This is a genomic window from Salinibacterium sp. PAMC 21357 (genome assembly GCF_000247645.1).
Classification (GTDB): domain Bacteria; phylum Actinomycetota; class Actinomycetes; order Actinomycetales; family Microbacteriaceae; genus Rhodoglobus.
On record NZ_AHWA01000004.1, the window covers coordinates 518,698 to 539,425 of the forward strand.

The following is a 20,728-nucleotide window of genomic DNA, read 5'->3' on the forward strand; positions in this document are numbered from 1 at the left end:
ACTCCGATTTACTGAGGCGAGCGCACTCATGCGCCCACCGCCGGAGAAAGCTTCGGCTCCGGAATAGTGAGTCGCATGACGATCGCGTCGATTCCATCGGGCTGATAGTAATTCGGGCGCACAGCAATGCGCTCAAAACCCAGCGAGTCGTACAACCGCTGCGCTGACGGGTTGTCGTCGCGAACCTCCAAGAAGAGCTCTCCAGCGCCGCGATCCCGAGCTTCAACCATGAGCGCGTGCATCAGTGCACGCCCAATCCCGTGGCGTCGAGCATCCGGTGCGACAGCAATCGTCTGGATGTCGGCCTGACCCGAACGAAACGGTGCACGCAACCCGGCATATGCCGTCACTTTTCCAGGCTCCCCCACCGGGTGGGCGATCAAGTAGTAGCCATGGTTATCGACGAGTTCAGCACTCATCATGTCTTCAGACCAAGCATCATTGGCGAACTCGCTCGACTCAATCACCATGATGGCATCGAGGTCGTTAACGGTGGCGCGGCGAAGTTGCCAGCTCATGCGGTTACTCGTTTCGGTCCGGCAGAGACACTGATGTCTGGCGAGCGCAGGTAGAGGGCTTCTTCACCGGCGAAATCCCGATTGTGGGTTTTCATGAGCTGGGCCAGAGCGGCCAGTTTCGCAGCTCGCACGGTCGGAGTTTCTCGCAGCACGTAGTGCTCGAAGTTTGGTACGTGGGCGGCGAGTTCGGCGGCTGTTGTCAACGCGGGGCCCGCGGCACGAAGCGGCAAACCTACGTCGTCCATGCCGCTATAGGTCGACCAATAGAACTCTGCGCGGCGAGCATCTGTAGCAATCAACACCGGTTCAATTTCCCCGAAAGCGATGGCGTCATGAGTAACCACGGGATAGATCGGAAGCCCGGCGCCGAAAGCGAAGGTACGCGCAGCAACGATGCCGACGCGAAGACCAGTGAACGGGCCTGGACCCATCCCCGCGACGACACCGGTGAGGTCGGTTACCGTGATTCCTGCGTCAGTCAGGCAACCGTAGATGAAGTCTCCGATCACTTCAGCGTGCTTGCGGGTGTCCGCAGAGTCGCATTCGGCGCGCACCACTCCCTGCACGTCTACGATCGCGACGCTCGTTCCCGCCGAGGTATCAATCGCTAAGAACATCAAGCCACCCCATGTCTGCCCACTTGGGGCCGAATCCGGTTACCGTCACGGTGCGCGGTTCGATTGCCTCTTCGGCGAAATCATCCTCAGCCACGTCAGCATTGCCCGCGCCCGTTGGCCGCACAATGTCAACGTTTAGCCATGACGGACTCACCCCGTCGAGCAAACCGGCACCCCACTCGACCACAACGATCGAGGTTGCGAAATCGATGTCAAGATCATCGAGCTCGACGGCGGTACTCAGGCGGTAAGCATCGATGTGAACGAGCGGTGCCAACTCAGCAATAGGTTCCTCGCGCGGGGCGTTGCTGGGTGCGCTTAAGTGCGGGTGAGTTGACCCATCCCCAGGGAAGGACGCGGATGCGGATGCGGACGCGGCAAGTCTCGGATGGGTGCGAGCGAGAACAAAGGTCGGGCTCGTGACTGTGCCGCGAATGCCGAGAGCCTCACCGATCGCCCGCGTAAGAGTGGTTTTACCGGCGCCTAGTTCCCCATTGAGAAGTACGAGGTCTCCTGCTTCGAGCTGTCGAGCAACGATAGTTCCGAGCTCAGCCATCTCTTCGGGGGAATCGATCACGAAAGTGGTCACGATTCGTACCTGCGAATTACGCGGCTGCCGATACGCGTCACGATCTCGTAGTTGATGGTTTCTGCGGCGGCGGCCCACTCGTCAACGCTCGGGACTGTGCTCGCTGTTCCTGAATCAGCTGCGGAGCCGGCCACGTTGCCGAAGAGCACCGCGCGATCGCCAATCGCCACTGGAGCATCTCCCATGTTGACCACGATCTGATCCATCGCCACCCTGCCCGCAATCTGGCCTCGAGCCCCATTGATGGTCACCGGGCCGCGGTTGGAGGCGTGACGCGGAACACCATCGCCGTAGCCCAAAGGGACAAGAGCCAGCGTTGTGTCGGACTCGCAATAGAAATCGAAACCGTACGAAACACCAACGCCCGCAAGTGCACGCTTTACCGATACCACCGGGGCACTGAGCGTCATTGCCGGAACCAAACCGAGGGCTGCGGCATCCACGTCGTCTGCGGGTGCAAGCCCAAAGGTACTGATGCCGAGTCGCACCAAGTCGAAACGTGCAGAGGCGTATTTGATCGCCCCTTCTGAGGCCGCTAGATGACGAAATTCTGGGCGCAATCCCACCGCTTCGGCCATCGCCAAGGCTGCAGAGAACTGGTCAATTTGCTGGGCGTCGTGCTCGGCGCCCGCATTGGCCAAGTGACTCCAGATGCCGCGAACGCGGATGCGGCCTGCGAGTTCGTGCGCCACCGCAGCTTCGAAGAATCGCTGCCAATCGCTCAACACGGCTCCGTTGCGGTGCAAACCCGTGTCGACTTTGAGGTGCACCCGCGCGGTCCCGGACGCCGCGGCGACTTCGCTGAGTTGTGCGATGCTGCTGATTCCGAGATCCACTTTCGCCCGCACGGCCTCGCTGAATGCTGCCCCTGGTTGATGAAGCCACGCCAAGAGCGGGGCGTCGATGCCGGCATCTCGCAACGCAAAGGCCTCGCTGAGGTCGGCGACACCCAGCCAGTGCGCACCTCCCGCGAGCGCCGCTTGTGCGCTTTCGATGGCTCCGTGGCCGTAGCCGTTCGCCTTCACAACCGCCATCACCTGGGCGGGGGCTACTAGGGCGCGCAGTGTTTCAACGTTGTGGCTGATGGCACCGGTGCTGATCGTGGCAAGTCGAAGGTCAGTCACGATGCCCTTCCGCAACGACGTACGCAATCGCGATACCCGCGTCGTGGCTCATCGACAAATGAACGGAGGTAATTCCGCGGCGGTCGGCGATGACCTTCGTCGAATTGAGCAGTTCGAACGAGGGGTTGCCGAGCGCATCAGCGATGACGCGTATGTCGTGCCAAGTAACACCGCTGGAGTCCCCCAGTGCCTTGATGAGCGCCTCTTTTGCCGCGAACCTGCCTGCCAGTGAACGGAGTGGCCGTGGCGCGCCATCCTTTAGCTGTTCGCTCTCAGAGAACAGGCGGGAGGTGAGGGTCGGAGTGCGCTGCAACGCGCGCTCGAAGCGGGCGATATCAACGACATCCACACCGATCCCCACAATCACGCTGAAACCTATTCGACGGTGACAGACTTCGCGAGGTTGCGAGGCTGGTCGACGTCGAGTCCCTTCGCTGCCGAAAGCTCCATACCGAAAATGTGCAGCGGAATGACAGCGAGCAGCGGTTCGAAGAACGAACCAGCCAAAGGAATCGGGATTACCTCATCCGCAAATGGCAAGACTGCAGCATCGCCCTTTTCGGCAATCGCAATAACGCGAGCACCACGAGCACGGATCTCTTGAATATTAGAGACAACCTTTTTGTGCAAAGAGTTGGGGTCACGAGGGCTAGGAACGATCACGAAGACAACCTGACCAGGTTCAATGAGCGCGATCGGGCCGTGCTTCAACTCTCCAGCGGCAAAGCCCTCAGCGTGAATGTACGCGAGCTCCTTGAGCTTGAGGGCACCCTCGAGGGCGATGGGATAGCCAACGTGGCGACCGAGGAAGAGCACCGACTGGGTGTCCGTCATCCAATGCGCCAGCTGCTTGATCGACTGCGAGGTAACGAGAACCTCAGAGATCTTGTCGGGCACAGCCTGTAGCTCAGCAACGTTATGGCGGATTTCGTCCTCGCTGAGCGTGCCACGCACGCCAGCAATGTGAAGGCCGATGAGGTAGAGCGCAGTGACCTGAGCGACGAAGGCCTTCGTGGATGCCACAGCAACCTCAGGGCCAGCATGCGTGTACACGACAGCGTGCGACTCGCGCGGAATCGTGGCGCCGTGCGTGTTGCACACCGAGACAACCTTCGCGCCGGACTCCATTGCGAACTTGACTGCCATGAGCGTGTCCATAGTCTCGCCGGACTGGCTTATCGAGATCACGAGCGTGCGGTCGGTCAAAATCGGGTTGCGATAGCGGAACTCGTGAGCGAGCTCCACGTCGACTGGGACACGCGCCCACGCTTCGATGGCGTACTTGCCGAGCATTCCCGCATACGCAGCAGTTCCACACGCAATAACAACAATGCGGTCGATGTTTGCGATTATTTCGTCACCGAGAGGCTCGAATTCGGTGAGCTTGACCAGCCCATCCTGAACGCGCCCAAGAATGGTGTTGGCTACGGCATCCGGCTCTTCGCTGATCTCTTTAGCCATAAAGCTCGACCAGCCACCCTTTTCGGAGGCCGAAGCATCCCAAGCGATGTCGAATTCTTCGAACTCGACGGCATTACCATCAAAGTCGGTGATGACAACCGTGTCGGGGCGGATCGTGACAATTTGATCCTGGCCGACAGCAACAGCGCGGCGAGTGAACTCAACAAACGCAGCAACGTCGGAGCCCAAGAAGTTTTCACCATCGCCCAAACCGATCACCAGCGGTGAGTTGCGGCGAGCGCCGACGACAACACCGGGCTGGTCTTCGTGCACGGCAAGAAGCGTAAAAGCTCCCTCGAGACGGGCGACCACGCCGCGCATTGCCGCAGTGAGGTCACCGGTCTTGTTGTATTCGCGGCCAACGAGAACTGCAGCAACCTCAGTGTCAGTTTCGCTCGTGAACGTTTCGCCATCGAGAAGCAACTCGTTTTTCAGCTCAGAGAAGTTCTCGATAATGCCGTTGTGAATGAGCGCAAGCTTGCGGTCGTTACTCAGATGTGGGTGAGCATTCACATCCGTCGGGCCACCGTGTGTTGCCCACCGAGTGTGGCCGATTCCCGTCGCCCCGTTACGCACGGGGTTTTCATCGAGATCATCGAGCAGCATCTTCAACTTGCCAGCACGCTTGCGAGTTCCCAACTTTCCGGCGTCGTCAATGATAGCGACACCAGCGGAGTCATAACCCCGGTATTCGAGACGCTTAAGACCGCCGAGGAGAACCTCAAGGCTTTGGTTGTTACCGACGTAACCAACAATTCCACACATGAAATACGAGCTTAGTTGCCCAAGCTGGGTAACCGTGCGCAGATATGATGAACACGATGCATGAAAACGGCTCCGCACACGGTCATATCTCTCCCTTTCTCGAAATCGATCGGAGCGATTGGGCTGACCTTGCGCCAAAAATGGAAGTTCCTCTCACCCAAGCGGAGCTCATAGAGCTGCGCGGGCTCGGCGATGAACTCGATCTCACCGAAGTTGCTGAGGTCTATCTCCCCCTCAGCCGCCTGCTCAACCTTTATGCCGAAAACGCGCAAAGGCTGCATGCCGCGTCCACCAAATTCTTGGGCGCGACGACCACCAGCACGCCTTTCGTAATCGGAGTCGCCGGTTCTGTGGCGGTCGGCAAGTCCACCATCGCGCGCCTCCTGCGTGAGCTCCTTTCCCGCTGGGAAGGCACTCCTCGGGTTGAGCTCATCACCACAGACGGTTTCTTGCATCCCAACGCCGAGCTTGAGCGTCGCGGCATCCTCGAAAGAAAAGGATTCCCCGAAAGCTACGACCGCCGAGCGCTCTTGCGATTTGTCAGCAAAATCAAGGCGGGTGAGCGGGAGGTACGAGCTCCGTTCTATTCCCATCTGGCGTATGACATCGTTCCCGATGCCGCCGTCACGGTGCGCAAACCCGACGTGCTCATCGTCGAGGGCCTCAACGTTTTACAGCCACCCACCACCGGCAAAAGCCTCGCCGTGAGCGATCTCTTTGACTTCACCATCTATGTGGATGCTCGCACCAGCGACATCGCGCGGTGGTACGAGGAACGTTTCCTCCGGCTGCAACGCGGCGCGTTCAGCAATCCGCGATCATACTTTCACCGCTTTGCTGACCTCGACGAGGCTGCGGCACGGGCACGCGCTCAAGAAGTGTGGAAGCGGACTAACGAGCCCAACCTCATCCAGAACGTTCGGCCAACGCGGCCACGAGCGTCGCTGATCCTGCGCAAAGACACCAACCATGCTGTGTCGAAAGTGTTGCTGCGTAGGACCTAGCGTCCGAGCTGAGCACGAACTACGGCAGCGAGGCGTTCCGCCATCTGTTGCGCGATCTCGTGGTGCTCTGCCTCAACCATCACCCGAACCATAGGTTCAGTGCCGGATGCGCGCAGGAGTACGCGCCCTGAGTCACCAAGTTCAGTCTCGACTGCCGCGACCGCGTCAGCAATCACGGTGTCGGAGCCTAGCGAGTGGTGGTCAACGCCACGAACATTCTCAAGAACTTGGGGATAGACCGTCATTACCGAAGCCAACTCAGCAAGAGTCTTTCCCGTGCGTTCCATCTCCGCTACCAAATGGAGCCCTGTGAGAATGCCGTCACCGGTGGTAGCAAATTTGGTCATGATGACATGACCAGACTGCTCGCCACCGAGCGAAAGACTGTGCTCACCGAGTGCTTCAAGCACGTAGCGGTCGCCAACCTTGGTCTCGAGCATCTTAATGTTGTGCTCAGCCATTGCGCGACGAAGCCCCAGGTTGCTCATCACTGTGGCAACCAAGGTGCGGTCCTGAAGGACGCCGCGTTCCGCCATAGACACAGCGAGAATTGCCATGATTTGATCGCCATCGACGACCTTGCCGTCTTTGTCCACGGCGAGACAACGATCGGCGTCACCGTCATGGGCGATACCGATATCGGCGCCGTGCGCGAGAACTGCAGCGGCAAGATTGTCGAGGTGCGTCGACCCCACACCCTCATTGATGTTGATCCCGTCAGGGTCAGCACCAATCACGGTCACCTTGGCTCCGGCATCCGTGAACACCTGTGGCGAGACGCCGGATGCTGCGCCGTGAGCGCAGTCGAGCACGACGTGTAGACCACCGAGCTGGTTCGGCAGAGTCGACAATAGGTGCACGACGTAACGGTCTTCAGCATCAGCAAAACGGCGGATGCGACCAACCTCAACGCCAGTGGGAGCCAGGCTCGGCGCGGCAAGAGCTGCTTCGATGCGGTCTTCGACCTCATCGGGAAGTTTGGTGCCGCCCTGACCAAAGAATTTGATTCCGTTGTCGGGGGCGGGATTGTGCGACGCGGAGATCATGACTCCGAGGTCGGCTTTAAAATCGGCAACGAGGAATGCTGCTGCCGGGGTGGGGATTACTCCGGCGTCGAAGACATCGACGCCCGAGCTCGCGAGCCCCGCGGATACTGCGGCGGAAATAAATTCGCCGGATACGCGGGGGTCGCGTGCAACAACTGCGACGGGTCGGCGGCCTGAAGCGCGCCGACCGTCAGCAACCCGACCTTGGCCCAGTACGACTGCTGCCGCCTGAGCCAGGCCGAGCGCAAGCTCGACAGTAAGATCACTGTTCGCGAGTCCACGAACACCATCTGTACCAAAAAGACGCGCCATGCGTTGCCGCTAGCAGGGAAAGCGGGTTAGCGCTTCGAGAACTGCGGAGCCTTACGGGCCTTCTTGAGTCCAGCCTTCTTACGCTCCTTGACGCGAGCGTCACGGGTAAGGAAGCCAGCCTTCTTGAGGATCGCACGGTTGTTCTCTTCGTCAATCTGGTTGAGCGAACGAGAAATACCGAGACGCAGTGCGCCGGCCTGGCCCGAGGGGCCACCACCGGTGATGCGTGCGATTACGTCGTAACCGCCGAGCAGGTCAAGAACCTTGAACGGGTCGTTGATGAGCTGCTGGTGAAGCTTGTTGGGGAAGTACTCGGCGAGCTCACGGCCGTTGACCGTTATCGTTCCCGAACCGGGAACGAGACGCACGCGGGCGATTGCCTGCTTGCGACGTCCGACGGCTGCGCCGGGAACGGTGAGAACGGGGCGAGGTGCGCTGGGCGCCTCAACTGCTGCCGACTCGGTCGTGTACGACTCGGGTGCACCCTCGGTGATTGAATCTTCGATCTTAGCCACTGTAATAAGTCCTTTTATCTTTGCTTAGTAAAGCGCGGGCGCTACTGAGCGACCTGGGTGAGGGTGTACGGAGTTGGCTGCTGAGCAGCGTGAGGGTGCTCAGTGCCGGCGTAGACCTTCAGCTTGGAGAGCTGAGCGCGACCGAGTGAGTTCTTGGGGAGCATTCCGCGGACGGCTTTTTCAACCGCACGAGTGGGGTGCTTTTCCAACATCTCGGAGTACGTGGTGGCCGTGAGCCCACCCGGGTAACCGGAGTGGCGGTAAGCCTTCTTCTTCGCGAGCTTGGAACCGGTGAGGGCAACCTTCTCAGCGTTGATGATGATGACGAAGTCACCCATGTCCATGTGAGGAGCAAAGGTGGCCTTGTGCTTTCCACGGAGCAAGATGGCTGCGTGGCTGGCGAGACGGCCGAGAACGATGTCGGCGGCGTCGATGATGACCCATTCCCGCTTGACGTCTTCGGGCTTGGGCGAATATGTACGCGTCACAATAGTGCTGCTTTCATTGATCGAGTGAGGTGTTCGTGAATCCCGCTCCGATGGTTATTTCAAACGAAACAATGCCGGTGGAGGGCTCATGATCGGATGCCGCGCTCTTATAGCGCAGACACCAAGGGTCAACTCTAGCCGAACTTTGCCGACGCGGCAAACGGCCGACTTTCGCTAATCCATTGGAGCGCGATGCGATCGCGTGAGTTCTGCCCGCGCGGCCAGACCTTCGTCTGGCGGATAGCCCACCTCAACAAGAGTGAGCCCTTTGGCCGGCATGACCTTGTACTCACTCCCCTTAGATCGCTCATCTCGAATTTCGACAGGGCGCGCGATCTCAAGCTTGCCCTGACCGACGAAAACGCCAGCGCCGACCAAAGAGCGAACCATGCTGTGGCAAAAAGCATCCGCCCGAACTTCGGCGACGATGATGCCCTCTTCGTTTCGGCGCCAACTGAAATGCTCAAGCCAGCGCACCGTCGATGCCCCTTCACGCGGTTTGCAGTACGCCGCCCAATCATGGAGACCGAGCAGCTCATTGGCCGCGACGTTCATTGCTTCGACATCGAGCGTCGCTGGATACCAGACCGTATGGTTGCGATAACGCGGATCCCGCGGCGACTCGTTGTCAGCGATCCGATACTCGTAACGGCGCCACAGTGGTGAAAAACGCGCATCAAAACCAGCAGCAGCGATCTCTGAACTAGACACGTGAATGTCTGCTTCCAACCCCGCGATGCCGTTGATTCGTCGAGCCAAAGATGCCGGGCCATCGTACCGCTTTCCGCCCATATTCCCGCGGCGCGGGCGGTCGAGGCTGTGCAGCTGCGCTTCTGTGAGATCGAGATGAGCGACCTGGCCACTCGCGTGCACGCCAGCATCCGTTCGGCCCGCCACGACGAGAGTGGGGATCACACCGAAACGGCGAAATATGACTCTAAGCGCGTCTTCGATTGTGCCCTGAACCGTGCGGAGCACCGGCTGTTTTCCCCAGCCAAAAAAATTTGTGCCATCGTACGAGATGTCCAGCCGAAGCCGAGTCTTCGAAGGATCAAGAAAATCGCTGAGTTCGGGGTCAACGATTGGCTCGGTGGCCGAATCGGCGGGTGTCAGCTGATCCATTATTCAATCCTATTTCACGAAAAAACCCCGGTCCGCACGAAGCGGAACCGGGGTTTTCTCTTACGAAGAAAGTTACTTCTCTTCTGCAGTCTCTGCAGCAGCATCCTCAGCAGGAGCCTCTACGGCTACGTCTTCAGTTGCTACTTCTTCAACGGGAGCTTCCTCGACGGCGGGCTCTTCTGCAGCGGCCTTCGGTTCTGCCTTAGCAGCGGCCTTAGGCGACTTCTTCTTAGGTGTAACGGGCTCGAGTACGAGCTCCATCTGAACCATTGAAGCGTTGTCTCCCTTGCGGAAACCAAGCTTCGTGATGCGGGTGTAGCCACCATCGCGGTTCTCAACCTGCGGTGCGATGACCGTGAAGAGTTCGTGGATGACGGTCTTGTCGCCAATGATTCCGAGCGCGCGGCGACGGTTGTGCAGGTCACCCTTCTTCGCGAACGTGATCAGACGCTCAGCAACGGGACGCAGGCGCTTGGCACGCATTTCCGTTGTCTTGATGCTCTTGTGTGTAAACAGGGCTGCGGCCAAGTTGGCGAGCATGTGGCGCTCGTGCGCCGGTCCACCGCCGAGACGCGGGCCCTTAGTAGGTGTAGGCATTTTCTAATTCTCCAGTGTCAAAGGTTCGAGCCAGTGGCTCAAGCGTTGGTCTCGTCGTCGGCGTATCCGCCGTAGAAGTGCGCGCTGTCGAATCCGGGAACGCTGTCTTTCAACGACAGTCCCATCTCAACGAGCTTGTCGCGTACTTCATCAACCGACTTCTGACCGAAGTTACGGATGTTCATGAGCTGGGTCTCGGAAAGAGCAACCAGTTCACTGACGGTGTTGATGCCTTCGCGCTTGAGGCAGTTGTAGCTGCGCACCGAAAGATCAAGATCTTCGATCGGCATGCTGAGCTCGGTCGAAAGCACGGCGTCAACCGGAGCAGGACCAATCTCAATGCCCTCAGCGGCGGTGTTGAGTTCGCGAGCGAGTCCGAACAGCTCGGTCAGCGTGCGACCGGCTGAAGCGATGGCGTCACGAGGAGTGATTGCCGACTTAGTTTCGACATCCACCACCAGGCGGTCAAAGTCAGTGCGCTCACCGGCACGAGTTGCCTCGACACGGTAAGTGACCTTGAGTACGGGCGAGTAAATCGAGTCGACCGGAATTTGGCCGGCTTCGCTGAATTCGCTGCGGTTCTGAGTTGCGGTGACGTAACCACGGCCACGCTCGATGGTCAGCTCAAGTTCAAACTTGGCCTTCTCATTGAGCGTTGCGATAACGAGCTCCGGGTTGTGAATCTCGACACCAGCAGGTGCGGAGATGTCAGCGGCGGTAACTTCGCCAGCACCCTGCTTGCGCAGGTAAGCGGTGATTGGCTCGTCGTGCTCGCTCGATACAACGAGGTTCTTGATGTTGAGAATGACCTCAGTGACATCTTCTTTTACACCGGCTACGGTGCTGAACTCGTGAAGAACTCCATCGATACGGATGCTGGTAACAGCGGCTCCGGGGATCGACGAAAGAAGGGTACGGCGGATGGAGTTTCCGAGGGTGTAACCGAAACCAGGTTCGAGCGGCTCAATGACGAACCGTGAACGGAATTCGGAGATGTTCTCCTCAGCAAGGGTGGGACGCTGTGCAATGAGCACTGGTGATTCCTTTCGGCAAAGTGTCCGCTATATGACACTTGTGGGCGACGGGTGGCTGGCCCGACGTTTTATTGAGTTGTGCGCTGGAGCTGTGAGCGAGGGCCGCGAGCGGCCCTCGCTACGACGCCAGCACTAACGAGTTGCCTCGCTAGTACGGCGTGAAACTAAACGCGACGACGCTTCGGCGGACGGCAACCATTGTGCGTCTGCGGTGTTACGTCGTTGATCGAACCCACTTCGAGGCCGGCAGCCTGCAGCGAGCGAATCGCAGTTTCGCGACCCGAACCCGGTCCCTTGACGAAAACGTCAACCTTCTTGACACCGTGCTCCTGAGCCTGGCGTGCAGCCGACTCAGCAGACATCTGTGCGGCATAAGGGGTCGACTTGCGCGAACCCTTGAAACCGACAACACCTGACGACGACCAGGCAAGAACTGCGCCGGTGGGGTCAGTGATGGTCACGATGGTGTTGTTGAACGTTGACTTGATGTGAGCCTGGCCCACTGCAACGTTCTTCTTCTCTTTACGACGCGGCTTACGAGCGGCCGATTTTGGTGCTGCCATTGTTTTCTCCTAAAACTTTGATGGCGACGACGCTGGGGTTTAACCCAGGGTCTATCGGGCCTTCTTCTTGCCGGCTACGGTGCGCTTCGGGCCCTTGCGGGTACGAGCGTTGGTCTTCGTGCGCTGTCCGTGAACGGGCAGTCCCTTGCGGTGACGGATACCCTGGTAGCTGCCGATTTCAACCTTGCGGCGAATGTCTGCTGCGACCTCACGACGGAGGTCACCTTCTACTTGGAAGTTTCCTTCGATGTAGTCACGAAGAGCGATGAGCTGGTCATCAGTCAAATCGTGAACGCGAATTTCTCCGCTGATTTGTGTGTCGGCGAGGGTTTTGAGTGCCCTCGTGCGGCCAACACCGTAAATGTAAGTCAGTGCGACCTCTACACGCTTGTCGCGTGGGATGTCGACGCCGGCTAGACGTGCCATAGTGGCTTCTCCTGTTAATGAGTGGAGGTCTGTAGCAGCACCTGTGCACCGGCCTCCAACCGGTGGTGTCCCCGTTTCTCACTTACGCAAGTGGCGGATCTGGTGTTGCTATTTAGCTATATTCAGTTATTTTTGCTGTGGTGTGTGGCGATCGCTCGCCCCACCCCTGCAGCTGTGCGATCTGCTCGCAGAAGCTTTAGCCCTGGCGTTGCTTGTGGCGCGGGTTCGACTTGCAGATGATCATGACGCGTCCGTTGCGGCGAATTACGCGGCAATGGTCGCACATGGGCTTAACGCTGGGGTTAACCTTCATTATTTTTCCTTGTGAATCGCTGTCTTCGTTCCACTAATCCTGCAAAGGAAAAGCAGACGTTACTTTCCGGCGATCTCTATTTGTAGCGGTAGGTGATGCGGCCGCGAGTCAGGTCATATGGGCTCAACTCGACAACCACACGGTCTTCCGGAAGGATTCGAATGTAGTTCTGTCGCATTTTGCCGGAGATATGAGCGAGCACTACGTGGCCGTTGGTCAACTCAACACGAAACATCGCGTTGGGCAGAGCTTCGACTACTGCTCCTTCAATCTCAATGACACCGTCTTTTTTGGCCATAGCCTCTTCGTCGCTATAAGTGGAGTTCGCTGGTCTGCGTGGATTGTGGCGAGTGGCTTTCGAGAAAACCAAGGCACGAAAAAATCGGCCCTAAACACCAAGGATCAAGCCTACGCTAATCCCGGGCGTTTCGCCAAGTTGGGGCTAAGATTGCGCCTTCACAGTTTCGACGGCATCCGCGTAGAGCGAATCGCCGTCGTGCAATCCCATCACCTGGGCCACAAAATCTTCAGCCGAAAGCGAAGAGCGCAGTTCCATCATCCGCACACTTTCGGGGTCCTCAGCCACATCAAACTGCAAGGCAGCACCGATCGCACGCAGAAGCGCACTCGGCGTTGCCCCTGTCGATGCCAATTCTTCTGCAGGGCTAATAAAGCGTTCGTTGCGCGATAGCTTGCGCAAGGGACTGCGACCGACGCGCTCGGGTGTGTCGGGCAAGTGAGGGTTGCTGAAGCGACGGATGCACTTGCTTACGTAAGTTGCGTGATCGGCAGCATCGAAGCCGTGTTTTGCGATCAACATTGAGCTGGTCTCAGCGAGCACCGCGTCAACTTCGCCGGCAACCTCGGCGATCGCTATCGCCTCTGACAATGTCTGCGCCCCGTGAACGCGACCGTGATACGCGAGCGTCGCGTGGCCAGTGTTCACGGTAAAGAGCTTGCGCTCGATGAATGGTTCAAGATCGGCCACAAAATGCACATCAGCGATCTCGGGGATGCTATCTCCGAAGGGACCGCTCTCGACCGCCCACTCAAAGAAGTCTTCAACGGTGACGTCGAGGCCCGCAGCCGGGTCTTGAGCCGGAACGATGCGATCGACAGCGGTGTTAGCGAAAATTGCTTTGGTGGCAAGAGTTTCGTCATCCACCGCCACCGCGATCTCTGATCTCAGATTGTTCGTGGCATAAAGGGCATTCTCACACGCCAAAACCTGCAACGGTGCGAGGTCTCCAGAGCGTGCCTTGATGGCTTGAGCAATAAGTGGAGCAACAAACTTGAGGATGTTAGGGCCGACAGCGGTCGTAACCATCTCGGCCGTAGCGATCTCGGCAACCACTGCCGCCTCATGGGTTGCGCTGTTCAGGGCGCGAAAGTTGTCGACGGTCCACGTGTGAGGTTCAGCCCCCACTTCGTGCACCTGATAGCTGTCGGCGGCGGCGAGGCTATCAATGAGCTCTGCCGCGACATCCGCGAAAACAATCTCGTAACCAGCCTTGTGCAGGATCAACCCGACGAAACCACGGCCAATGTTGCCGGCTCCGAAGTGCACGGCCTTCATGCGTTGTTCAATTCAGCGAGAAGAGCGAGAAGTTCGTCTTCGCCAGAAGCATCGATGAGCTTCTGAACTTCGTCATTGTCGCTAAAGATTGTGGCAACGGCTGCGAGGGTGTCCATGTGGCCACCGTCTTTGCCGGCGATGCCGACGACGAAACGGACCTCATTGCCGTCCCAATCGAGGGGATCCGCGTACCGCACGAACGAGAGCGCAGACGACAAGATCGTGTCTTTGCCCTCGTTCGTGCCGTGCGGGATGGCCAAGAAGTTACCCATGAAGGTAGAGGTCATCTCTTCACGGGCCTTCATAAAGCCAAGGTACTCGGGCGTTACCGCGCCAGCAGCAATGAGGATTTCAGCCGCCTCAGCGATTGCTTCCTCTTTGTTGCGGGCGGTGCCAGCCGCTTTGATCTGGTTTAGCTCGAGTACCTTGCTCATGATTTCTCCTGTTACTTGCTCACCATGTCGACGACTTCATCGTATTTCGGACTGTTCATGAAGTTATCAACTGAAACATGGATTGCGCCGGGAACCTTCTCGCTGGCGCGTTCCGTCAGCTGGTTCTGGGTGATGATGAGATCTTCCGAACCATCGAGGTTGGCAATCGCCTTGTTGGTGACATTGACACCTTCGATGCCGGCCTTCTTGAACTTGTTGCGCAGAACCGTGGCTCCCATCGCGCTTGATCCCATGCCAGCGTCGCAAGCGAACACAACATTCTGGATCTTCGTTGCGGTCGAGGTAGTAGCGGCAGCAGCACCAGTAGCAGCGCCAGCGGTACCGGCAGCACCAGTGTTGAGCAGGTCTCCTACTGAGCTTCCGCGACCCTTGTTTGCCTCGTTTTTGGCAACAGCAGCAGCAAGTGCGTCGTCTCCCGCAGCCATAGCCTCAAGGTCACGCTTACGGCCGGAGCGGATGATGACAGCAGCGACGGCGAACGAGACACCAGCCGAGAAAATTACCGACAGAATTACGCCGACAAAACTTCCGGGAGGAGTTTGCGCCAGAACCGCGATGATCGATCCCGGTGAGGCCGGAGCGCGGAGTCCCGACTGGAAGATGACGTTCGTGAGAACTCCAGTTGCTCCACCAGCGATTGCTGCAACCACCAGAAGCGGCTTCGCAAGAACGTAGGGGAAGTAGATCTCGTGAATACCACCGACGAACTGAATCAGAATCGCACCGGGAGCACTTGCGCGCATCAGTCCAACACCGAATACCAAGAACGCCAACAGGATTCCGAGTCCGGGGCCAGGGTTCGCTTCGATCAGGAAGAGAATCGACTGTCCCTTTTCCAGCGACTCAGAGGTTCCCAGCGGTGTGAAGACACCGTGGTTGATCGCGTTGTTGAGGAAGAGAATCTTGCCGGGCTCCACGAACACGCTAGCGAGCGGAAGCAGCTGATTATCGACGAGGAAGCCAATGATCGACTCGAGACCGTTGCTGATCGCAGTAACAATCGGTGCAATCACAAAGAAGGATGCAATTGCCATCAACATGGCCACGATTCCGGCGGAGAAGTTATCAACAAGCATCTCGAAGCCTGGGCGAATCTTGCCCGCCCACAGTGCATCAATCTTCTTCATAACCCACGCGGAGCTAGGACCAACCAGCATCGCACCGAGGAACATCGGAATACCGGCACCGACGATGACGCCAACGGTAGCGATCGTGGCAACAACGCCACCGCGCGTTCCGTAGACCATACGTCCGGCCGTGTTCGCAATGAGCAGCGGAAGCAGGTACGTGATCATCGGGCCGACAAGCCCAACGTTGACCACGTCTGGATCGGAGCTCCAACCGCCGAGTTGCTGCACCCAAGTCGCATCAATGCCGAGCAACGGCAACCATCCGGTCTGAATGAACAAAGCGGTAATGAAGCCCCACGCGATGAAGGCCGCAATATTTGGCATCACCATTCCGCTGACGAATGTGCCGAATTTTTGCACGCCTACGCGTGCACCGCCCGACTTGGCAGTAGTTGACGACGTTGTCATGGTTTTACTCCGATATCTGTGATGTTGGGATACTGCGAGGGAAGCGAACGAACACGATTAGCTTTCATCGTGATCGGTACTAAGAATTTCGGTGAGCTCAGCAATGACGGCATCGGCGCCTTCGCCTTCTGCAGCGATGGTGACTTCATCGCCGTGGCCGACACCGAGAGAAATCACGCTCAGAATGCTTGCCGCGTTGACCGACTTGTCCCCCTTCGAGATGGTGACCGCGAGACCGGATGCTGCGGCAGCCTGCGTGAAGAGCGACGCTGGCCGGGCGTGAAGCCCGTGCGAGGATGCGACGTTAAGAGTGTGTTCAGCCATGATTGCCACTTTCTGTTGTTTCCTGAGGGACAGAACCAAGAAGATCGAGCGCAACATCCGCGCCTGCGGGAGTGAAGCCCACAGCGGGCAATTGCAGCGCAATTGCGCCAATGAGTTCGGCCGCCGTTTTTGCTTGGTCAAAGAAACCAGCGACATGGGAACTCATCAGTACGAAATCCACCGAAGCCAGCGGCATCGTTAGGGCAGAAACACTGGCGGGTGTGAAGGTGTGCTCGATGCCACGCACAGCCGCTTGGCGGCGAAGTGCCTGCGCAAGAAAGGTGCTCGACGCGCCTGCACCACAAACAACCAGCACTGATGACATGTCGTCGCCTCCTCGCGAGCACCACTCGAACTTGTTCCGATCTCTATCGTGACGCGAGTGGGCCGATGACTTCCAATAGACAACATTCCGCCCCCGCGGAAGCATTCATGCGGGACAATAGAAATCTGATGCTCGATAACCATGCGCGATTGATCGAACACCTCGCCCAAGCCGAGGCGTGGGTTACCGCTGCCGAACTCGCCGACAAGCTCGGTGTCACGACCAGGAGTGTTCGCAGTTATGTCACGGCGGTTAAATCCTCCGCACTCCCCTTGGAAGTAATCGAATCCTCCACAGCGGGGTATCGGCTTCATCGAGAGAACTACGCAGAGTTTCTGCGCGGTGCATCCAATCGAGACTCTGAACGCCCCAGAGATCGGCAGTACCATCTCGTGCGCCGGCTCGGGGACTCTCCGGAGGGCGTCGATATCTTCGCGCTCGCCGAGAGCTTCTTCGTCAGCGAGTCGACGATTGAAGCCGACCTGCGAAAGATCAAGGCGGTTATTGCCGAGTCCGGACTCACACTCACGCGACGCGGGTCGCTAGTGATCCTGGCCGGCACCGAGCCCAACTTGCGGAGGCTGCTCAGCAAGATGTTCCGCCATGAAGAGACTCAAGGATTCTTGGAGCTTGAGAGTATCCAACGAGAGTTCGAGGCATCCGACCTGCGTGGCTTCAAAACGTCTTTACTCGACCTTCTCGACTCGCACGGCTATTTCGTCAATGAATACGGAATCAACCATGTGCTGTTGCACGTCGCAATCGCCGCCGACAGGACGCTGCCGACCAGCCCGCGCCTCGCTGACGCTGCGCCACAGTTCACCAATGAACTTGCGGCCCTGATCGCGAACCACTTTTCTGTGCATTTGGCGCGCGAAGAACTCAATGAGATCGAGATTCTGCTCACCACCCGCGTCATCACCAAGGCTTCCGACTCCGATGACGCTCCCGATGTGGACCTCGATCAGCTGATAGCTCGAGTACGTCAAACCGTTCGTCACGTCGGTGAGGAATATCTCATTGATCTCGATGACGACGACTTCATCATGCGCCTGTCGCTGCATGTCAGAAATCTGATCGCACGCGCTCAGGACTTGTCGTACTCGCGAAACCCAATGACGCGCTCTATTAAAACGACCTACCCGATGATCTACGAACTGGCCGTTTTCATCGCCGCCGAAGTGCAACGCAGCGAAGGCATCTCGATTCACGATGACGAGATCTCGTACATCGCTCTCCACGTTGGTTCACACTTGGAACGCCAGTCAAAACGCGAAGTTCGCCTTACGGCAGCCCTTGTGTGCCCGAACTATCACGATCTACACGTCATTCTGCGAGAACGCATCGAGGCCGTTTTGGGCACCGAGCTTCAACTCCGCATAGTCATCACGCGCACCGATGTTGACCTAGCTGAACTCACGACCGATCTGGTCCTAACGACGATCGATCTGCGGTCATTCGCTGACAACGTCGTGTTGATTCAGCCGTTTCTCACCGAGAACGACATCGAGAACATCCGCAAGACGATTGGGCGTGTGCGTCGGCAACGTCGTCGCCGTGCGCTCACCGACGAACTTCTGCGATTCTTCGATCCCGCCCTATTCCTTCGCAACTTCACCGCTCCAAGCGAAGAAGCAATGATCGAAGCCTTGGGCGTGCGGATGATCGATGCCGGTGTCATTGACCAGGGCTACATCGTTGGCGCCATCGAACGAGAGCGGATGTCGTCGACTGCCTTTACCGACTCGCTGGCAGTCCCCCATGCAATGACGATGAACGCCCACCGCACTGCGATCAGTATCGTCATTAACGAGATTCCAATGCAGTGGGGTGAGAACCGCGTAAACGTCATCGCCCTCATCGCTTTTAGCGAGGCAGGCAGAACCACGTTCCAAACGGTATTCGACCAATTCGTGACGGTGTTTTCTGACCGTGACTATGTGCAACAACTTGTTCGAAAGGCGGTCGACTTTCCGACCTTCATCGACGAGCTAGTGCGAGGGATCGAAAACTAGCGAGAAGTTGTGTCTGCCGCAGCAATGCCACGCTCAACGAGCGCCTCGGTGATTCGCTCCGTCACAGCATCGATTTCGCCAAGCGCATCGATGGTTACGAGAACATCGCGAGATGCGTAAATCTTGACGAGCGGGGCCGTCTGCTCGCTGTAGACCTCAAGCCGGTGACGGACAACCGCTTCGGTGTCGTCGCTGCGGCCCTGCTCGAGCGCGCGCTTTCGCAAGCGTGCGACCACTACTTCAGGGTCTGCTTCGAGCTCGACAACCGCGTCTAGTGCTGCACCATGGCTCGCAAGAAAGGAGTCGAGCTCCCGGACCTGATCAGTTGTTCTGGGGTACCCGTCAAGCAAGAAACCATCTTGAGCGTCAGCATCCTCAAGGCGATCGCGGATGAGCTCATTCGTCAAAGAATCCGGGACGTTGTCACCAGCGTCCATGAAGGCTTTGGCTTTCGTGCCCAGTTCGGTTCCATTCTTCACATTGCTGCGAAAGATGTCTCCGGTAGAGATGGCTGGTATGCCGTAGATCTCTGCGAGGCGCGCTGCTTGAGTGCCCTTGCCTGCACCGGGTGGGCCTATCAATAGGAGTCGAGTCAACGCAACAAACCTTCGTAATGGCGCTGCTGCAACTGCGAATCGATCTGCTTGACGGTCTCAAGACCGACACCAACGATAATCAGGATGCTTGCTCCGCCGAATGGGAAATTCTGGTTGGCTCCGATGACCACAAACGCGATCAACGGAATCATTGCCACAAGGCCGAGATAAAGCGAGCCTGGCAAAGTTACACGAGTCAGAACGTAGTCCAAGTACTCAGCGGTCGGACGACCTGCACGAATACCGGGAATGAATCCGCCGTACTTCTTCATGTTGTCGGCAACTTCTTCGGGGTTGAAAGTAATTGCAACGTAGAAGTACGTGAAGCCAACGATCAGCAGGAAATATCCGATCATGTAGATCGGGCTATCGCCGGAGACGAGGTTGTTCTGAATCCAGACGACCCACGCTGAAGGGGTCTCACCAGCTTGTGGCTGGTTGAAGTTTGCGATCAAGGCGGGCAGGTACAACAGCGACGATGCAAAGATCACGGGGATCACGCCGGCCATGTTGACCTTGATCGGGATGTAGGTGTTGTTGCCGCCGTAAGTGCGTCGGCCGACCATCCGCTTGGCGTACTGAACAGGGATGCGTCGCTGAGACTGCTCCACGAACACAACCGCGCCCATGATGAGGATTCCCATCAGCAACACAAGAACGAAGATTTCGATTCCGCTGCTGACGTAGATGCCCCAGAGCGCGCTGGGGAATGTTGCGGCGATCGAGGTGAAGATCAGCAGCGACATTCCGTTGCCGATTCCGCGCTCGGTTACGAGCTCACCCATCCACATGATGAGGCCGGTACCGGCGGTCATCGTGATGACCATAAGAAGAATCGCGTACCACGCATCGTTCGTGATGAGCTGGCTACATTCGGCAACACCGGCGGACTGGAACAGGGCGCCACTGCGAGCAACCGTGATCAACGTCGTCGACTGCAGAATTGCCAAGGCGATCGTGAGGTAACGCGTGTACTGCGTCAGAGTTGACTGGCCTGATTGGCCCTCTTTGTGAAGAGTTTCGAAGTGCGGGATGACCACGCGAAGTAGTTGCACGATGATCGATGCCGTGATGTACGGCATGATTCCGAGCGCAAATACGGAAAGTTGAAGGAGCGCCCCACCGCTGAACAGGTTGATGAGGTCGTAGAGTCCGCCACTGGACGAGTTAGCCGCGAGACACAGCTGAACGTTGCCGAAGTCGACGAACGGCGCTGGGATGAAGGATCCGAGCCTAAACAGCGCGATGATGCCTAGTGTGAACCCGATCTTCCGGCGAAGATCAGGCGTGCGGACTATCCGCGCGACAGCTTTGAACACAAGGCCTCCGATTTATCTATGTACTGCGGGCGAATGGGGAACCCCTTTACGGGATCCCCCACCCATCCTGTCTGCTTTGGTCACCG

The 20,728-nt window shown here is 58.0% G+C and carries 25 protein-coding genes; 2 read left to right on the forward strand and 23 right to left on the reverse strand.

Features of this window, described 5'->3' with window-relative positions:
• Positions 1-26: 26 nt before the first annotated feature.
• From rimI to glmS, 6 genes are read right to left on the reverse strand one after another with little or no spacing between them, the layout of a single operon-like run.
• Positions 27-518, reverse strand: coding sequence for a ribosomal protein S18-alanine N-acetyltransferase (gene rimI, locus ON14_RS05760; RefSeq protein ID WP_010203774.1), 492 nt, complete (start codon positions 516-518; stop codon positions 27-29).
• Positions 515-1,135 carry a tRNA (adenosine(37)-N6)-threonylcarbamoyltransferase complex dimerization subunit type 1 TsaB gene (gene tsaB, locus ON14_RS05765; protein ID WP_010203776.1) on the reverse strand — a complete coding sequence of 207 codons (621 nt, stop codon included), beginning with the start codon at positions 1,133-1,135 and terminating at the stop codon, positions 515-517. Before tsaB ends, rimI begins: the two co-directional genes overlap by 4 nt.
• Positions 1,119-1,724, reverse strand: a complete 606-nt coding sequence (tsaE, locus tag ON14_RS05770; RefSeq protein WP_010203778.1) for a tRNA (adenosine(37)-N6)-threonylcarbamoyltransferase complex ATPase subunit type 1 TsaE — start codon at positions 1,722-1,724, stop codon at positions 1,119-1,121. Before tsaE ends, tsaB begins: the two co-directional genes overlap by 17 nt.
• Complete coding sequence (gene alr, locus ON14_RS05775; RefSeq protein WP_010203779.1) at positions 1,721-2,848, reverse strand: alanine racemase; 1,128 nt, start codon at positions 2,846-2,848, stop codon at positions 1,721-1,723. Before alr ends, tsaE begins: the two co-directional genes overlap by 4 nt.
• Positions 2,841-3,215: a holo-ACP synthase gene (locus tag ON14_RS05780; protein WP_010203780.1), complete on the reverse strand. Its 375-nt coding sequence runs from the start codon at positions 3,213-3,215 to the stop codon at positions 2,841-2,843. Before ON14_RS05780 ends, alr begins: the two co-directional genes overlap by 8 nt.
• A gap of 8 nt (positions 3,216-3,223) precedes the next feature.
• Complete coding sequence (glmS, locus tag ON14_RS05785; RefSeq protein ID WP_010203781.1) at positions 3,224-5,074, reverse strand: glutamine--fructose-6-phosphate transaminase (isomerizing); 1,851 nt, start codon at positions 5,072-5,074, stop codon at positions 3,224-3,226.
• A gap of 44 nt (positions 5,075-5,118) precedes the next feature.
• On the opposite strand from glmS, the gene coaA reads away from it, so the two are divergent.
• Entirely contained in the window at positions 5,119-6,078 is a 960-nt protein-coding gene (gene coaA / locus ON14_RS05790) for a type I pantothenate kinase (RefSeq protein WP_010203782.1), read from the forward strand.
• Here coaA and glmM read toward each other — a convergent pair.
• The 15 genes from glmM to ON14_RS05860 form a co-directional block, all read right to left on the reverse strand.
• A complete protein-coding gene (gene glmM, locus ON14_RS05795) occupies positions 6,075-7,436 on the reverse strand; it encodes a phosphoglucosamine mutase (protein WP_010203783.1) in 1,362 nt (453 codons plus the stop codon). The two genes, coaA and glmM, sit on opposite strands and share 4 nt — an antisense overlap.
• Positions 7,437-7,462: 26 nt before the next feature.
• Positions 7,463-7,951 carry a 30S ribosomal protein S9 gene (gene rpsI, locus ON14_RS05800; RefSeq protein WP_010203784.1) on the reverse strand — a complete coding sequence of 163 codons (489 nt, stop codon included), beginning with the start codon at positions 7,949-7,951 and terminating at the stop codon, positions 7,463-7,465.
• Between the two features lie 41 nt (positions 7,952-7,992).
• Entirely contained in the window at positions 7,993-8,439 is a 447-nt protein-coding gene (rplM, locus tag ON14_RS05805; protein ID WP_010203785.1) for a 50S ribosomal protein L13, read from the reverse strand.
• A 174-nt stretch (positions 8,440-8,613) separates the two neighbouring features.
• Positions 8,614-9,561 carry a tRNA pseudouridine synthase A gene (locus ON14_RS05810; RefSeq protein WP_010203786.1) on the reverse strand — a complete coding sequence of 316 codons (948 nt, stop codon included), beginning with the start codon at positions 9,559-9,561 and terminating at the stop codon, positions 8,614-8,616.
• Positions 9,562-9,633: 72 nt separating this feature from the next.
• A complete protein-coding gene (gene rplQ / locus ON14_RS05815; protein ID WP_026037551.1) occupies positions 9,634-10,158 on the reverse strand; it encodes a 50S ribosomal protein L17 in 525 nt (174 codons plus the stop codon).
• Between the two features lie 38 nt (positions 10,159-10,196).
• On the reverse strand, positions 10,197-11,192 hold the full coding sequence (locus ON14_RS05820; protein ID WP_010203789.1) for a DNA-directed RNA polymerase subunit alpha: 996 nt from the start codon (positions 11,190-11,192) through the stop codon (positions 10,197-10,199).
• A 164-nt stretch (positions 11,193-11,356) separates the two neighbouring features.
• On the reverse strand, positions 11,357-11,755 hold the full coding sequence (gene rpsK, locus ON14_RS05825; protein WP_009773100.1) for a 30S ribosomal protein S11: 399 nt from the start codon (positions 11,753-11,755) through the stop codon (positions 11,357-11,359).
• Between the two features lie 51 nt (positions 11,756-11,806).
• A complete protein-coding gene (rpsM, locus tag ON14_RS05830; RefSeq protein WP_009773101.1) occupies positions 11,807-12,181 on the reverse strand; it encodes a 30S ribosomal protein S13 in 375 nt (124 codons plus the stop codon).
• Between the two features lie 196 nt (positions 12,182-12,377).
• Positions 12,378-12,494: a 50S ribosomal protein L36 gene (gene rpmJ / locus ON14_RS15420; protein ID WP_010203794.1), complete on the reverse strand. Its 117-nt coding sequence runs from the start codon at positions 12,492-12,494 to the stop codon at positions 12,378-12,380.
• A gap of 76 nt (positions 12,495-12,570) precedes the next feature.
• Positions 12,571-12,792, reverse strand: a complete 222-nt coding sequence (infA, locus tag ON14_RS05835; protein ID WP_010203795.1) for a translation initiation factor IF-1 — start codon at positions 12,790-12,792, stop codon at positions 12,571-12,573.
• A 144-nt stretch (positions 12,793-12,936) separates the two neighbouring features.
• Positions 12,937-14,070 carry a mannitol-1-phosphate 5-dehydrogenase gene (locus ON14_RS05840; protein ID WP_010203796.1) on the reverse strand — a complete coding sequence of 378 codons (1,134 nt, stop codon included), beginning with the start codon at positions 14,068-14,070 and terminating at the stop codon, positions 12,937-12,939.
• Positions 14,067-14,504 carry a PTS sugar transporter subunit IIA gene (locus ON14_RS05845; RefSeq protein ID WP_010203797.1) on the reverse strand — a complete coding sequence of 146 codons (438 nt, stop codon included), beginning with the start codon at positions 14,502-14,504 and terminating at the stop codon, positions 14,067-14,069. The genes ON14_RS05840 and ON14_RS05845 overlap by 4 nt, the downstream gene beginning before the upstream one ends.
• A gap of 11 nt (positions 14,505-14,515) precedes the next feature.
• Positions 14,516-16,063 (reverse strand): PTS mannitol transporter subunit IICB, encoded by a 1,548-nt coding sequence (locus ON14_RS05850; protein ID WP_010203798.1) that lies wholly within the window; start codon positions 16,061-16,063, stop codon positions 14,516-14,518.
• 57 nt (positions 16,064-16,120) lie between these two features.
• The gene (locus ON14_RS05855; RefSeq protein WP_010203800.1) at positions 16,121-16,387 is read right to left on the reverse strand and encodes an HPr family phosphocarrier protein; all 267 of its coding nucleotides are present in this window, start codon (positions 16,385-16,387) and stop codon (positions 16,121-16,123) included.
• On the reverse strand, positions 16,380-16,712 hold the full coding sequence (locus ON14_RS05860) for a PTS sugar transporter subunit IIB (RefSeq protein ID WP_010203801.1): 333 nt from the start codon (positions 16,710-16,712) through the stop codon (positions 16,380-16,382). The genes ON14_RS05855 and ON14_RS05860 overlap by 8 nt, the downstream gene beginning before the upstream one ends.
• A 107-nt stretch (positions 16,713-16,819) precedes the next feature.
• Between ON14_RS05860 and ON14_RS05865 the strand changes: the two genes are divergently transcribed.
• Positions 16,820-18,727, forward strand: coding sequence for a BglG family transcription antiterminator (locus ON14_RS05865; protein ID WP_141629954.1), 1,908 nt, complete (start codon positions 16,820-16,822; stop codon positions 18,725-18,727).
• Here ON14_RS05865 and ON14_RS05870 read toward each other — a convergent pair.
• Both ON14_RS05870 and secY read right to left on the reverse strand, forming a co-directional pair.
• Complete coding sequence (locus ON14_RS05870) at positions 18,724-19,323, reverse strand: adenylate kinase (RefSeq protein ID WP_010203803.1); 600 nt, start codon at positions 19,321-19,323, stop codon at positions 18,724-18,726. The genes ON14_RS05865 and ON14_RS05870 overlap by 4 nt on opposite strands.
• Positions 19,320-20,642, reverse strand: coding sequence for a preprotein translocase subunit SecY (gene secY, locus ON14_RS05875; protein WP_010203805.1), 1,323 nt, complete (start codon positions 20,640-20,642; stop codon positions 19,320-19,322). The genes ON14_RS05870 and secY overlap by 4 nt, the downstream gene beginning before the upstream one ends.
• Between the last annotated feature and the right edge of the window lie 86 nt (positions 20,643-20,728).

Excerpts from the sequence above, each read along its gene's own strand:
- rimI (WP_010203774.1), bottom strand. The coding sequence starts at position 518 with ATGAGCTGGCAACTTCGCCGCGCCACCGTTAACGACCTCGATGCCATC.
- tsaB (WP_010203776.1), bottom strand. The coding sequence starts at position 1,135 with ATGTTCTTAGCGATTGATACCTCGGCGGGAACGAGCGTCGCGATCGTA.
- glmS (WP_010203781.1), bottom strand. The coding sequence starts at position 5,074 with ATGTGTGGAATTGTTGGTTACGTCGGTAACAACCAAAGCCTTGAGGTT.
- coaA (WP_010203782.1), top strand. The coding sequence starts at position 5,119 with ATGATGAACACGATGCATGAAAACGGCTCCGCACACGGTCATATCTCT.
- glmM (WP_010203783.1), bottom strand. The coding sequence starts at position 7,436 with ATGGCGCGTCTTTTTGGTACAGATGGTGTTCGTGGACTCGCGAACAGT.
- ON14_RS05810 (WP_010203786.1), bottom strand. The coding sequence starts at position 9,561 with ATGGATCAGCTGACACCCGCCGATTCGGCCACCGAGCCAATCGTTGAC.
- rplQ (WP_026037551.1), bottom strand. The coding sequence starts at position 10,158 with ATGCCTACACCTACTAAGGGCCCGCGTCTCGGCGGTGGACCGGCGCAC.
- rpsK (WP_009773100.1), bottom strand. The coding sequence starts at position 11,755 with ATGGCAGCACCAAAATCGGCCGCTCGTAAGCCGCGTCGTAAAGAGAAG.
- rpsM (WP_009773101.1), bottom strand. The coding sequence starts at position 12,181 with ATGGCACGTCTAGCCGGCGTCGACATCCCACGCGACAAGCGTGTAGAG.
- rpmJ (WP_010203794.1), bottom strand. The coding sequence starts at position 12,494 with ATGAAGGTTAACCCCAGCGTTAAGCCCATGTGCGACCATTGCCGCGTA.
- infA (WP_010203795.1), bottom strand. The coding sequence starts at position 12,792 with ATGGCCAAAAAAGACGGTGTCATTGAGATTGAAGGAGCAGTAGTCGAA.
- ON14_RS05840 (WP_010203796.1), bottom strand. The coding sequence starts at position 14,070 with ATGAAGGCCGTGCACTTCGGAGCCGGCAACATTGGCCGTGGTTTCGTC.
- ON14_RS05845 (WP_010203797.1), bottom strand. The coding sequence starts at position 14,504 with ATGAGCAAGGTACTCGAGCTAAACCAGATCAAAGCGGCTGGCACCGCC.
- ON14_RS05850 (WP_010203798.1), bottom strand. The coding sequence starts at position 16,063 with ATGACAACGTCGTCAACTACTGCCAAGTCGGGCGGTGCACGCGTAGGC.
- ON14_RS05855 (WP_010203800.1), bottom strand. The coding sequence starts at position 16,387 with ATGGCTGAACACACTCTTAACGTCGCATCCTCGCACGGGCTTCACGCC.
- ON14_RS05860 (WP_010203801.1), bottom strand. The coding sequence starts at position 16,712 with ATGTCATCAGTGCTGGTTGTTTGTGGTGCAGGCGCGTCGAGCACCTTT.
- ON14_RS05865 (WP_141629954.1), top strand. The coding sequence starts at position 16,820 with ATGCGGGACAATAGAAATCTGATGCTCGATAACCATGCGCGATTGATC.